Annotated in this window: 11 protein-coding genes; 1 reads left to right on the top strand and 10 read right to left on the bottom strand. The window is 71.2% G+C overall.

The genetic code is table 11. The annotated features are described in order from the left end of the window. Positions 1-2: 2 nt before the first annotated feature. Positions 3-764 (bottom strand): sulfite exporter TauE/SafE family protein, encoded by a 762-nt coding sequence (locus AC1U7O_RS13400; RefSeq protein ID WP_479895300.1) that lies wholly within the window; start codon positions 762-764, stop codon positions 3-5. Positions 765-899: 135 nt separating this feature from the next. Between AC1U7O_RS13400 and AC1U7O_RS13395 the strand changes: the two genes are divergently transcribed. Beyond that, positions 900-1,136: a hypothetical protein gene (locus AC1U7O_RS13395; protein ID WP_479895299.1), complete on the top strand. Its 237-nt coding sequence runs from the start codon at positions 900-902 to the stop codon at positions 1,134-1,136. A 6-nt stretch (positions 1,137-1,142) separates the two neighbouring features. Here the strand turns inward: AC1U7O_RS13395 and AC1U7O_RS13390 are convergent, their stop codons facing one another. From AC1U7O_RS13390 to AC1U7O_RS13350, 9 genes are all read right to left on the bottom strand, one after another. Beyond that, positions 1,143-1,634: a DUF7974 family protein gene (locus AC1U7O_RS13390; RefSeq protein WP_479895298.1), complete on the bottom strand. Its 492-nt coding sequence runs from the start codon at positions 1,632-1,634 to the stop codon at positions 1,143-1,145. Between the two features lie 104 nt (positions 1,635-1,738). Continuing rightward, positions 1,739-2,992, bottom strand: a complete 1,254-nt coding sequence (locus tag AC1U7O_RS13385) for a S8 family peptidase (RefSeq protein ID WP_479895297.1) — start codon at positions 2,990-2,992, stop codon at positions 1,739-1,741. A 1,064-nt stretch (positions 2,993-4,056) separates the two neighbouring features. Beyond that, positions 4,057-5,532 carry a proteasome accessory factor PafA2 family protein gene (locus AC1U7O_RS13380; protein WP_479895296.1) on the bottom strand — a complete coding sequence of 492 codons (1,476 nt, stop codon included), beginning with the start codon at positions 5,530-5,532 and terminating at the stop codon, positions 4,057-4,059. Positions 5,533-5,554: 22 nt separating this feature from the next. Further along, the gene (locus tag AC1U7O_RS13375; RefSeq protein ID WP_479895295.1) at positions 5,555-6,361 is read right to left on the bottom strand and encodes a proteasome subunit alpha; all 807 of its coding nucleotides are present in this window, start codon (positions 6,359-6,361) and stop codon (positions 5,555-5,557) included. Next, on the bottom strand, positions 6,354-7,133 hold the full coding sequence (locus tag AC1U7O_RS13370) for a proteasome subunit alpha (RefSeq protein ID WP_479895294.1): 780 nt from the start codon (positions 7,131-7,133) through the stop codon (positions 6,354-6,356). The genes AC1U7O_RS13375 and AC1U7O_RS13370 overlap by 8 nt, the downstream gene beginning before the upstream one ends. Positions 7,134-7,279: 146 nt before the next feature. After that, complete coding sequence (locus AC1U7O_RS13365; RefSeq protein ID WP_479895293.1) at positions 7,280-7,456, bottom strand: ubiquitin-like protein UBact; 177 nt, start codon at positions 7,454-7,456, stop codon at positions 7,280-7,282. A gap of 101 nt (positions 7,457-7,557) precedes the next feature. Continuing rightward, positions 7,558-9,093 (bottom strand): proteasome accessory factor PafA2 family protein, encoded by a 1,536-nt coding sequence (locus AC1U7O_RS13360; protein ID WP_479895292.1) that lies wholly within the window; start codon positions 9,091-9,093, stop codon positions 7,558-7,560. 19 nt (positions 9,094-9,112) lie between these two features. Next, positions 9,113-10,861 carry an AAA family ATPase gene (locus tag AC1U7O_RS13355; RefSeq protein ID WP_479895291.1) on the bottom strand — a complete coding sequence of 583 codons (1,749 nt, stop codon included), beginning with the start codon at positions 10,859-10,861 and terminating at the stop codon, positions 9,113-9,115. A 115-nt stretch (positions 10,862-10,976) separates the two neighbouring features. Then, positions 10,977-11,192, bottom strand: a complete 216-nt coding sequence (locus AC1U7O_RS13350; protein ID WP_479895290.1) for a hypothetical protein — start codon at positions 11,190-11,192, stop codon at positions 10,977-10,979. Positions 11,193-11,752 lie beyond the last annotated feature (560 nt).

The following is an 11,752-nucleotide window of genomic DNA, read 5'->3' as shown; positions in this document are numbered from 1 at the left end:
GCTCAGCCTCCCACCCACAGCTTGATCGCGAACGCGACCACCGTCGCCGTCACCACGCCCTTGACCCAGGCATGGCCCTTCCGCAGGGTCAGCCGGACGCCGATCAGCCCCCCCGCCAGCATGCCGACCGCGAGCGCGACCCCCTCGGCCCAGTGGATCTGGCCGGCCCAGGCGAACAGGGCGAGCGAGACGGCCGTGAACAGGAGCACGCTCAGCACCTTGACGGCGTTGCCCCGGACCAGGTCCAGCCCCGCCCACGTCGTCGCCGCCAGCGAGAGGAAGCCGACCCCCGCCGACACGAAGCCTCCGTAGAGGCCGACGACGAAGAAGCCGATCCCCAGGGCCGCGCCGGCCGGGCGGACCGGCGCCCGTCCCGCCGCGCCGCGCTCGGCCCGCTCCGCGAGGGGATCCCGGAGGGTCCAGAGCGCCACGACGACCATGAGGATCGCGAGGGCCTTCGTGAAGGCCTCGTCGCCGACCGTCAGCGCGGCCCAGGTGCCGAAGACGCTCCCCAGGGTCGCGGGCCCCGCCGCCCAGCCGAGCGCGCGCCAATCCAGGACGCCGGACCGGTGGAAGCCCCAGACCGCGCCGACGCTCTGCAGCAGGATCGCCACCCGGTTCGTCCCGTTGGCCTCGGTCGCCGGCAGGCCGAGGAAGATGAGCAGGGGAAGGGTCAGAAAGGACCCGCCGCCCGCGACGACGTTCAGCACGCCGGCGACGAGGCCCGCCGCGACGAGCAGGAGACAGCCGGGCCAGGCGTCCATCAGTCCCCCCTGCCCGGCGCCGCGCCGCGCGCCGGGTCGGACGGTTTGCCGTTGCAATCCCCGGCGCGGTCTGAGACGATCGGTCCCTCCGCGCGGCGTCGCGCGGACGCCGGACGGCGAAGGGAGGGGCCGGACATGGACGAGCGGCGGGACCCGGAGGGGAAGGCCTCGCGGCCACGGATGCCCGCCAACATCCTGGTCGCGCGCACGGTCGGCATCCTGTGCATCGCGGCCGGGTTCGTCGCGGGCATGCAGGGGCTGGAGGAGCGGGAGTCCTTCTGGCTGCCGACGGCGTTGGGCCTGATCGTCACGGGCATGCTCGCGCAGGCCTATGCCTTCGTCTGTCTCTTGCGGCGCCGCCTCGGCAAATAGGCCCCTCTACTTGACCGTGACGATCGTCCGGTCCGTGAGCGGCCCGCCCTCCGCGACGATGTCGCCGCGCACCCAGTAGAGGCCCGACGCCAGGGTGCCCGTGAACGCCGCCGAATAGGCGCGCGACTCGCCGGGGCCGACCGTCTCCTCCGCCAGCGCCATCGTGAAGACCTTGCCCTCGGCCCAGCGCCAGACCACCGCGCCCGTCTTGTCCTGGATCGTGAGGTCGAAGCGTTGCCCGCTCCGGAAGACGAGCCGCGCCGGCTTGGCGGCCCTGTTGGTGAGCGTGAGCGTGAAGTGCACGGGCTGGCCGGGGCGGTAGCTCGTGCGGTCCGTGTCGAGCGACACCGACAGGCCGGGCGGCGCCTCGTCGGCGATGGTGGTCGAGCCGACGGCCGACGGCCCCACGACCAGCGCCGGCAGCCAGACGGCCGCCCCCACCGCCCGCAGCCACCGCCACCTCGCCCCGGAGTCCTGCCCGCCCCGCCGGCTCGCCATGGGGTCGGATCATACCCCGCGGGCGCGCCGGTGCGCCAGCCCGTCCCCCGCGGAGCGTCGGGCAGCGGGCGCGCCGACTTCCTCCCCGTGTGCGAGGCCCTCCGCTAAGATCGCGAGGCGTTGACGAGGCGGATGGGGCGGCCGTCCTTGCTGGCGGTGCCGGGCGCGACGGCGTCGAACTTGAGCTGGCCTTCGACGAGCGGGGCCGTGAGGGTGCCGTCCTGGTTGAGCAGGAGCGCCGCGACGCCCGCCGCGTGGGGCGAGGCCATCGAGGTGCCGGACATGGTCGTGGTCCCGCCGCCGTTGCGGGTGGAGAGGATGGACACGCCGGGCGCCCAGAGGTCCACGCAGGGCCCGAAGTTGCTGAAGGAGGCCTCCCGGTCGGCCTGGTCGGTGGCGGCGACGGTGATGATGCCGTTGTTCGTCCCGGCGCCGGCCCGCGCCGGAGAGCCGGTGCAGGCGTTGGCGCCGCTGTTGCCAGCCGCGACGGCGTACACGATCCCGCTCTGGGCCGACCGGCGAACGGCGTTGTCCAGCGCGTCGCTCGTCGAGCCGCCGAGGCTCATGTTGGCCACCGCCGGCTTCCGCCCGTTCGCCGTGACCCAGTCCACCCCCTGGATCACGGTGGAGGTCGCCCCGGTCCCCAGGCAGTCGAGCACCTTCACCCCGGTGAGCTTCACGCCCGGCGCCACGCCGACCACGTCGGCAGCGTCATCCCGGGCCCCGACCGTGCCCGCCACGTGAGTCCCGTGGCCGTGGCAGTCCTGGTTGCCCCCGCCGAGCAGCCCCGTGAAATTGACGTGGTTGACCACGTTGAGGTCGGGGTGCGTCCGGTCGATGCCGGTGTCGATGATGTAGGCGTTCACCGTCTCGATGGCGCCGCTCCCGTCCCCGGCCCGGGTCGAGCTGAGGTCGGCCTCCACGCGATCCACGCCCCAGGGCAGGGTTTGGACGATCGCGGTCATCGTGCCGTCCGGCTCCACGGCGGCGACCCAGTCATGCTCCTCCAGCCGCTGAATCTGCTCCGCCGTCAGGCGCGCGGCGAAGCCTTTGATCGTCGCGCTGTAGACGTGCTCGGCCCGGAAGCCGTGGACGGCCTCGAGCTCTTGGACCGTCCCGGCGACGGCGCGATCCACGTAGCCCCAGATGTCCGGGCGGGCCCGCGCCCGCTCGTCCGGCTGGAACCGCGGCCGGTACTGCTCGAAGGGGGCCTCGTCCTCCAGCACCACGATGACGGGAAACCTCGCCGCGGCCCGGCCGCCGAGCTTCGCGCCGTGCGTGAGGAAAACGCGGCCCAGGAGGACCAGGGCCACGATCCCGACGATCGCCGTCAAGGACCACAGAGACCTGCGCGTCATGGGGGGCCTCCTTTCGATCGGGCCTCGGGCAGGAGGACTCTTCCCCAAATCCGATGTCGGAACAATCCATCAGAGGGGGCAAGCCGTTTCGGTGTCGTCCCGTGAGGCCAGCCGGGCCGCGCGTTCGGCTCGACCAGCAGCCCCTGAGTCCGCGTCAGCCGCAGTACGCGCTTCCGATCGAGCGGCCGCCCGTCCACGCCCGCAGGTGCGCCCAGAGGCGCCGATAGCCCAGAACAGGGGCTCGGCCTTCAGCGCCTGGGTCCGCGGGGCGCGGGCCGGTCCGGGATCAGGGTGGTGCGCTCTTCGGCCTCGCGCCTTCTCGGCGCGACAGGCCCGGGATCGGTCTGGACGCCCGCACGGCACGCTCCGCGCCTCCCCCATGGAGAAGCAGATTCTGACCCAGGGGCGCACGTCTTGGACGCATCGGAAGCCCTGATGGTTGTCCCTGTTATCAGGTGTCCTCTTAGCAGGATGCTGACAACGTCCGCCAGCGGCGTGCTCGCGTCGCTCGGAGCCTCATCGGACGGCCAAGAGTACGCCTCGCCTCTTCGCTCGCCGCCCGCCCGCCGACAGGCAGGCGGCCTTGCTGGATGGCCTGTTTGACCATCCTGCGACGTGGCCTGGTATCGTCGGTGACGCGGTCTCCCCGGGCATTCCAGGCGGCGCAAGACGGTTTTTCCACAACCCGTTCGTGTCGTGTCCCGTAATTGTCATTCCGGCCAAGGCCGCTGAGCGGCCGCGAGCCGGAATCCAGGGCCGTGGCAGGATCCTGGATGCCGGCCCCGGATTGAACATGTCCGGGGTCAACTTCCGCCGGCATGACGAGGCCACGAACTTGTGGGACGCAGCATTAGCCGTGCAGAGCACATTTCTACCTCGGCGAAAGCGGACATTATCATGCTGGGATGACAGAGGTCGTCCCGGCCCACCTACCCCGTCCGCCGGCGCCAATACGCCGAATACGGTATGGCGGCGTTCAGCAGGTGGCGCCCGTCGTCGCGGAGGAGGCCGAGCGATTCGTCGTCGTGGAGGACGGATGCCCGCCGCCGGGCTGAGCGGGGCGCTCAGCCCTCCAGGTGGGTCCGCACTTCCTGGACGTAGGTCTTGAAGGGGTTGGGCATGGGGAAGGGCGGCCGGCCGCGCAGTTGGAAGACCGACCAGTTGATGACGTAGGGCGGGAACAAGCGCTCCTCACCGCCGGCGGCGGGCTCGGCCGGGCGCTGGGCCAGCAGGTGCCGCACGAGCTCGCCCCGTCCGAAGGCCCTCGTGTTGCGCGGCGGGTGCTCCTGCGCGAGCGCGACCGCCGAATCCGTCGTCAGGCGCGGTGCCCGGCCTTCTTGCTCCAGGCCGAAGTAGAGCCCCTTCATGGGGTCGAGGTTGTGGTACTCCATGTCGAGGCTCTTGAGCCAGGGGTCGTCCCACCCGACCTGCTCGGCCTCGCGGAAGGTCTCCAGCAGCCAGAGCTTGGAGGCCCAGTCCACCCGCCCGACGAGCTTCGTGTAGTCGCCCCGCAGGTCGCACAGCACGGCCTCCCACTGATCCAGCACCCAGTCGGTCTCCTCGTCCTGGCCCCGGCAGTGCCGCACCGCCGCCTCCAGGTACTGCTCCTGCACATCGATGGCGGACAGGGTCCGGCCCGAGGCGAGCGTGATGCGCCAGGTGCGGTCCTGGTCGCGCGAGATCTCCTGCAGGTCCTCGACCGGCTCCCGGAGCTCCAATCCCTCCGGCGCATGGCCCTCCTCGATGAGCTGCAGCACGAGGCCGGTCGTGCCGAGCTTGAGCGCCGTCGCCGTCTCCGCCATGTTGGAATCGCCGAGCAGCAGATGGATGCGCCGGAACCGGTTGGGGTCGGCCAGCGGTTCATCCCGCGTGTTCACGATGGCGCGGTTCTGCTGTACCCACTCGAAGAAGTCGTTGACGATGTGGTCCGCCCGCTGGGAGAGCTGGAACGTCACCCCCGGGTCGCCGGCCGGGCCGCGCAGGCCGGCGCGCGGCACGATGAGCCGGTCCATCTGGACCCAGCCGTCCGGCGACTGGGCGGCGCCGACGCGCCCGGCGCCGGCGAAGACCTGCCGCGTGACGAGGAAGGGGACGAGCTGGCCGAGCCCCCGACGCGTGAAGGGAAAGCGGCGGGTCACCAGGTAGTTTTCGTGGCAGCCGAAGGTCGCGTCGGTCTCGTGGTCCACGTTGTTCTTGAAGAGGGCCACGCGGTCGCCCAGCTCCAGCGCCTCGATCGCCTGCTGCAGCAGCCGGTCCCCCGCCCGGTCGGCGGCGAGGAGGTCGAAGAGCGTGCCGCACTCCGGCGAGGCATATTCCAGGTGGCCCATGTCCAGGTAGACGCGGCCGGCGTTGGTGAGGAAGCCGCCGTTGCCCGGCGGCTCGTCGTGCCCGCGGTGATGGAGGTCGAGGACGCCGCGCTGCTGGACGTGGAAGAGGTGGTCCCGCACGCGGCGCGCCAGCCAGGAGGGCGAATGCTCGGGCCGATCCTCGTTGATGAGGAGGCCGTATTCGGTCTCGAGCCCGAAGATGCGGTTCAGCATGGACGACCCGGAGGATCAGGGCTCAGGGCGCGGCGAGGGGCAGGCAGAGGGAAAGCTCCGCCGCGGTCAGGGCGCGGTACTTGGAGGAGCCGGGCATCCGATGTTCCAGAACGGCGCACTCGATCGTCCGGTCCGCGAGCACCTCCCGCAGGTGGGCGAGCAGCGCAGCCTCGTCCGGCTCGACCTCGGCGGGCGCGGCGGCCCGGCCTTCCTTCTCGTCACCCTCCCGCGGCTCGGCGGCCTGCGTGAGCGAGCCGAGCGCCCAGGCGCGGCCGGCGAGGCCCAGCGCCTGCTCCAGCGAGGCAGGCGCGGCTGGCCTCGTCCGCTTGAGGTAGGCGAGCATCGCGGCCTCGATCGCCGGCGTGGCGGCCAGGACGGCCGCCTGCGCGGCCTCCTCGAACGCGCCGTCGTAGTTCACGGTCAGGAACGCCTCCCGGCCCGGCTTCGTGCCCAGCTCCGCGAGCAGCAGCTTGACGATGAAGGGCGCCTTGAAGATCTCCTCGAAGGCCTGTTTGACGACGGGGGCGAGGCCGTACTTGACCAGCCTCGCGGCGGTCACGTCCGAGGGCGAGCGGTTGAACCCCTCCACGTGCGCGAGGTCGAGCAGGCTGAAGCGCAACTTCTCCAGGTCGGCGGGATGGCCCATGCCACCCAGGCCGATGCGGTCGTAGACTTCGTAGAGCTTGGGCGTGCCGCGGCTGACCGTGAACAGCAGGAGCCCTTCCGCGTAGGCGAGGCCGACGACCGGGCTGCCCCGCTTGAACTGCTCGTCGAGGTACGACCGCCGGTTGCCGACGGCCTCCACCCACCGGTAGGGCTCTTCATACATGGCGGGCCACCTGCGTTGCGAAGAGATGCTTGAGCCGGTCGCCCGGCACGGTCGCGAGGCCGCTCGCCGTGATCAGCTTGACCACCGGGTAGAGGTCGGCGTCGCGATTGACGCCGCCCGTCGCGCTGTCGAACTCGGCTGCGCAGGTCAGCAGCCGGAGCGCCTGGATCACCGCCTCCTCCTCGGGGAGGGCGGCGAGCGGCCGCCCGCTCCAACTGTTCAGATAGTGCAGGATGCCCCGGATCGTCGGCGACCCGGAGCCGGACACGGCGTACTCCGCGCCCTCGAACTCCGCGCCCAGGATGTCGTAGAAGAAGATCTTCGCCGCGCCCTGGTCGAGGTCGTAGCCCGCGAAGATCGGCGCGACCGCGCCCGTGCCGGCCAGCGCCGCGGGCACGTTGTCCTTGAGCAGCTTGGAGACCGCGCGCAGCTTGCCCTCGAAGCTGAGATCCTGGAGCTGGCTGCGGCGGTAGTACTTGAAGGAATGCTCCAGCACGCGGGCCATCTCGTAGGCGGTGGCCGGGACGCCGGCGATCGCCATGACGCTGTGCCGGTCCAGCTCCAGCACCTTGTCGGTGCGGTCGTACATCACGGTGGTGCCGGCGGTCGCGCGACGGTCGCCCGCCACGAGCACGCCGTCGCGGTACTTCACGGCCAGGATCGTCGTGCCGCTGGGGAACTCCGACGAGGCGCCCGGCGCGCCCCCGTCCGCGGCCGGCAGCCGGTAGCCCTGCTCCTTCAACAACCGGAGAAAATCGCCCTGCATGCCCATCTGAATCACCGTGAAATGTGAACCGCGAACCGTGAAATGTACGCTACGAGGATCGGGACGGTGCGGCCGCTCGCCATCCCCCTGACCCTGTGCGCCGTTCTCCCGTTACCGTTCACCTTTCGCCTTTCACGCTTCACCGTTCACGCTTACTCCCCGGTCCGTTGCCGGTAGCGCTCCGCCTGCTTGGGGTCCACGCGGCGCATGCGCTTGAGGAGGTTGTCCCGCTCGGGCGAGCCGGCATCGGGCCGCCGTGGCCCGCCCTCTTCCTCCGAGGGGCCGGTCGGCTTCGGCATCGGGTCGAACGGCCGCTCCCGTCTTTCCATCGCAGCGGGAGGGGGCCCCGCGGAGCGCGCCCCTCCCACACCCCTCGCAGCGGGAGGGGGCCCCGCAGAGCGCGCCCCTCCCACACCCACCATCGTCCTGTTCATGGCGACGACTCCTTTCCCTGCTTCCGTTGCGCCCAGGCGTCGAGCGCCTCGGCCGGCGTGGCGCTCGACGCCAGGATGCGGTTCAGCGCGGCGACGTCCTCCGGCTCGAAGAGGCCGTCCATGTTCAACAGCCCGCCGCCCGCCGCGCCGCGGAACCGCACCGACTCCCACTGCACCGACTCGATCTCGCCGCCGAACCGGCTCACGCAGAGCCCCCGGCTGCCGCCGCGCGTGTCCTTTGGGCCCGCGGCGACGGCCGCCTCCACCTCCGCATCGGTCGTCAGGCGCCGGGCCCGCCCCTCCGCCTCCAGCGCCAGGAACAGGCCGCGCGCCGGGTCCACGTTATGATACTCAAGGTCGAGGCTCGCGAGCCAGGGATCGTCCCAGCCGATCCGCTCCTCCCGCACGAAGGTCTCCAGCAGCCACTGCTTGGTCACCCAGTCGAGGCGGCCGACCAGCGCCCCGCGATCGCGCGAGAGCAGGCCCAGCGTCTCGTCCCACTCGCGAAGGACCCAGTCGGTTTCCTCATCCCGTCCGGCGAGATGGGTCATGGCCGCCGCCAGGTAGGCGGATTGCAGTTCCACGCCGGAGATCGTCCGCCCGTCGGCGCGACGGACCACCGCCTTGAGCTCGGGATCGCGCGAGAGGACCTTGACGGCCGCCACCGGGTCTTCCAGCGCGAGCGGCGGCGCGGCGCCGGCTGCGATCAGGTCCAGGACCAGCGCCGTCGTCCCGACCTTGAGCGCGGTGGCGACCTCGCACAGGTTGGCGTCCCCGACGATCAGGTGGAGCCGGCGCCAGTGCGTCCGCTCGGCGTGGGGCTCGTCGCGGGTGTTGAGGATCGGCCGGTTGTGCATCGTGTCCACGCCGAGCTCGGTCTCGATGAAGTCCGCCCGCTGGGAGAGCTGGAACCCGCCGAGCTGGAGCCGGCCGTTGCCGGTCTCGATGCCGACCTTGCCGGCCCCCGCCAGCACCTGCCGGCTGACCAGGAACGGCAGCAGCCCCGCCGCGAGCGCCGGGAAGGGCACGGATCGCGGAACGAGGTAGTTGTCGTGGCAGCCGTAGCTGTGGCCGTGGAAATCCGTGTTGTTCTTGTAGAGCTGCACGTGCGGGCCCCCGAGCGCCCGGTTGCGCCGCTCGGCCGCGAGCCGGACGATCCGCTCGCCGGCCCGGTCCTGGGCGACGAGGTCGCGGAGGCGTCGGCATTCCGCGGTGGAGTATTCGGGGTGGGTGTGGTCGTTGTAGAAGCGCGCGCCGTTGGGAAGGACGAGGTCGCTCTTCATCTCGTGGAAGGAGTAGGGCCGCTGTGCGTCCTGCCCGGCGAACTCCCGCTCCTCCTCGTCCTGCTGGAGACCGGCGACCCGGAAGCCGCGCGCGTCCTGGTGCGGGTCCTCGCCCCGGTAGTCCCAGCGCCGCTCGAAGGGCGCGGCCAGGTAGGCCCGGACCAGCTCCGTGGACTCGACCACGGGGTCCACGGTCTCCTGGTCGTCCCGCGTGATGCCGTACTCGGTTTCAAGGCCGAAGAGGCGCATGGGGCCGTGCCGATCCCCTTCAAATGATGTGGCCGACCGGTCGTTCCTCGCCGGCGCGCCCTGCGCGGAAGGACCTGACGCCGACGACCTGATCCGGATGGTGGTCGAGCAGTTTGAGCCACTCCTCCGCCGCCTCGTCCGGCGGGAGCACCTCGCCCTCGCGATACTCGGCCTCCAGCGACGCGAGCAAGTCGTCGGCCGTCAGTCCGGCGCCGGCCGCCCCACCCACTTCCCGCTCGATGGCCCGCTCCTTCGCCCGCTGGACGATGGAGGCGAGGATGGCCCCGCTGACCAGGTCGCCGCGATAGAGCAGCCGGCTCTGCCCGTTCCGCAGCCGGATCGCCAGCAGCCGATTCGCGTCGGACCGCTTGAAGAGGGAATCCGCGACGAGCGACGCCAGCGCCGCCACCACCGCCGCCCGGTCCCCGCCGTGCCGATCGAGCAGGGCCCGGTCCAGGGGCAGGTCCGGCGTGAGATACACGCGGAGGATCTCGGCCGCCTCCTCCCGCCCCGGCCGCGCCACCTTGATCTTGCGGTCAATGCGGCCGGGCCGCAGGACAGCAGGGTCGATCAGGTCCGGCCGGTTGGACGCGAGGATGATGACGACGTCCCGCAGGGACTCGACGCCGTCCATCTCGGCGCAGAACATCGGCACGAGCGTGTTGGTGATGTTGAAGGACCGCATCGCCCGCCGCGTCCCGAGGATGGATTCGGCCTCGTCGATGAAGATGAAGGGGAGGTAGCCCGCCCGCCGCCGCTCGCGGGCCCGCGTGAAGAGGTCGCGCACCAGGCGCTCCGATTCGCCCAGCCACATGTTCAGGATCTCGGGCCCCTTCACGTGTAGGAAGAGGCCGCCGGCGATCGGCGGGCGACCGGAGGGGCCTGGATCGGCCGCGGCCCCCCGCCCGCCGGCCTCCGTCACGAGCTTGGCCAGGCTGGCGGCGGCCGCCTGCCCGATCATCGTCTTGCCGCAGCCGGGCGGCCCGTAGAGGAGGAAGCCCTTGGGCTGGGCGAACCGGTACCGGTCGAACGTCTGCCGGTGCAGGAGCGGGGCCTCGATGGCGCGACGGATGGCGGCGATGGCCCGCTCCTGGCCGCCGATCTGCTCCCAGGTCACCGTGGGGGTTTCGTCCAGCAGATGGGTCCGGGCCTTGCGCTCCTCCATCCGCTCCAGGGCAATCCGATGGCCGGGGTCGACGCGGACCTCGTCGCCGGCCCGAAGCTCGACGCTGGCCAGGTCGGTGGAACGCGGGAGGATCAGGGACTGCCGTCCCCCCTCCTGCTGGAAGCGCAGCCGTCCGTCCGGCAGACATTCCGCCACGGTCAGCACGGGCCCGCTGAGGTCATAGCCCAAGGCCTTGATCACCGCGAAGGCCTCGTTGACCAGGACCTGCGCGCCGACCTTCAGCTCGCCGGACTCCACGCGGGGATCAACGTTGGTGTAGTATTCGGCCCCGCCGACCACGACGCGGGCCAGGCCCTCGGCCGGGAGATCCAGCAGCGTCCCGACCCGGTTCGCCGGCGTGGTGAGCTTCTCGACGACGGCGGTGAGCTTTCTCAATTCCGCCTCCCGCTGTTGCTGACCCGCCGCCGCCTGGGCTAACTGGTGGCGCAGCCGGTACAGGAGGCGCTGGCGTGGGTCGTCAGGCGAGAGGGCCGCCAGACATTCGTCCAGGAGCAGGAGGGGGTCCGTCGAGCCGCCGGATGCTGCGCCCTGGCCGCCCGGCCTGTCGCCGCTACGCTCCTCGCCCCGCCGATGGTCGCTCATGGTTCCTCCTGGCAGGCTCGCCCCTACGCGGGGGTATGCTACCACAGGTGACAGGGTCCGGTCCGCTGAGGAAAGGGCGAGGCAGGCGGCTGGGGGAACGAGGCGATGGGAAAGATTACCGGTGGCCCCTCCCGGCGCCGGTCGCCAGGGGAGCCTGCTCCGACTCGGAGGAGGAGCCGAGCAGCTCGCGCGAGAGCGCCTGCTCGGTGATGGCGAAGCGGCAGCTCGCGCAGGCCCAGTACACGCCGGTCGGAACCAGCGAGGGTTCCAGGCAGCGGGGGCAGGACCGCAACTGGGCGGTTCGGCGGCGCGAGCGAATGCGACCGATCACGGACGGCTCGGGGGATTCCGGCAGGGGGCGATCGGGGACGTCAACCGGCGCGCGGAGATCCCGCCCCACCTCCTCCTGAAGGGAAAGGCGCTCTCTCCGCTCGCCTGTCTGGTGGTCGGTCTTGACCATCGTCGGTTCGTGGGGCCGGTGAGGCCTGTGGAGACTGTCTAGGCGAGTGCAAATGCTAAGCAATCCTCGTGCCAGGATAGCGCGTCTGGGGCTTCTGGGGGCTCTCTTCTCCAAATCACGAGAACTTCTGTCCCTTTTCCATGGAGGAACTCCTGAGCTCCGGTCCACTGACCTGGTCACCTGTGGCAAAGTGGTGTCACTGTTTCTCGAATCGGTACCCGATTGCCACAGCCTCGGGTATCCTCCGGTCATGCGACCCAGCCTGAGATGATACCGCCATGCAGCGGGTGCTCGATGCCTGAGGATGCCGGTCAACGTGCTTCTACGCAGGGCGTGCCGGGGCTGCCGCGCCGAGCCGTCCTCCGCGCCGTGACCCTGGTCTGTTTTCTCGCCGGAGGGCTGACTCCGGGCCTCGGCGGTTGCGACCGTTC

Source organism: Candidatus Nitrospira neuquenensis (genome assembly GCF_979578155.1).
The sequence above is the reverse complement of the archived record's forward strand: the minus strand, read 5'-3'. Positions and strand labels throughout refer to the sequence as shown.

What these genes read in the sequence shown, in the direction of transcription:
- AC1U7O_RS13375 (WP_479895295.1), bottom strand. Translation starts at nt 6,361, where the DNA reads ATGTATGAAGAGCCCTACCGGTGGGTGGAGGCCGTCGGCAACCGGCGG.
- AC1U7O_RS13390 (WP_479895298.1), bottom strand. Translation starts at nt 1,634, where the DNA reads ATGGCGAGCCGGCGGGGCGGGCAGGACTCCGGGGCGAGGTGGCGGTGG.
- AC1U7O_RS13360 (WP_479895292.1), bottom strand. Translation starts at nt 9,093, where the DNA reads ATGCGCCTCTTCGGCCTTGAAACCGAGTACGGCATCACGCGGGACGAC.
- AC1U7O_RS13380 (WP_479895296.1), bottom strand. Translation starts at nt 5,532, where the DNA reads ATGCTGAACCGCATCTTCGGGCTCGAGACCGAATACGGCCTCCTCATC.
- AC1U7O_RS13385 (WP_479895297.1), bottom strand. Translation starts at nt 2,992, where the DNA reads ATGACGCGCAGGTCTCTGTGGTCCTTGACGGCGATCGTCGGGATCGTG.
- AC1U7O_RS13400 (WP_479895300.1), bottom strand. Translation starts at nt 764, where the DNA reads ATGGACGCCTGGCCCGGCTGTCTCCTGCTCGTCGCGGCGGGCCTCGTC.
- AC1U7O_RS13370 (WP_479895294.1), bottom strand. Translation starts at nt 7,133, where the DNA reads ATGGGCATGCAGGGCGATTTTCTCCGGTTGTTGAAGGAGCAGGGCTAC.
- AC1U7O_RS13355 (WP_479895291.1), bottom strand. Translation starts at nt 10,861, where the DNA reads ATGAGCGACCATCGGCGGGGCGAGGAGCGTAGCGGCGACAGGCCGGGC.
- AC1U7O_RS13365 (WP_479895293.1), bottom strand. Translation starts at nt 7,456, where the DNA reads ATGGAAAGACGGGAGCGGCCGTTCGACCCGATGCCGAAGCCGACCGGC.
- AC1U7O_RS13395 (WP_479895299.1), top strand. Translation starts at nt 900, where the DNA reads ATGGACGAGCGGCGGGACCCGGAGGGGAAGGCCTCGCGGCCACGGATG.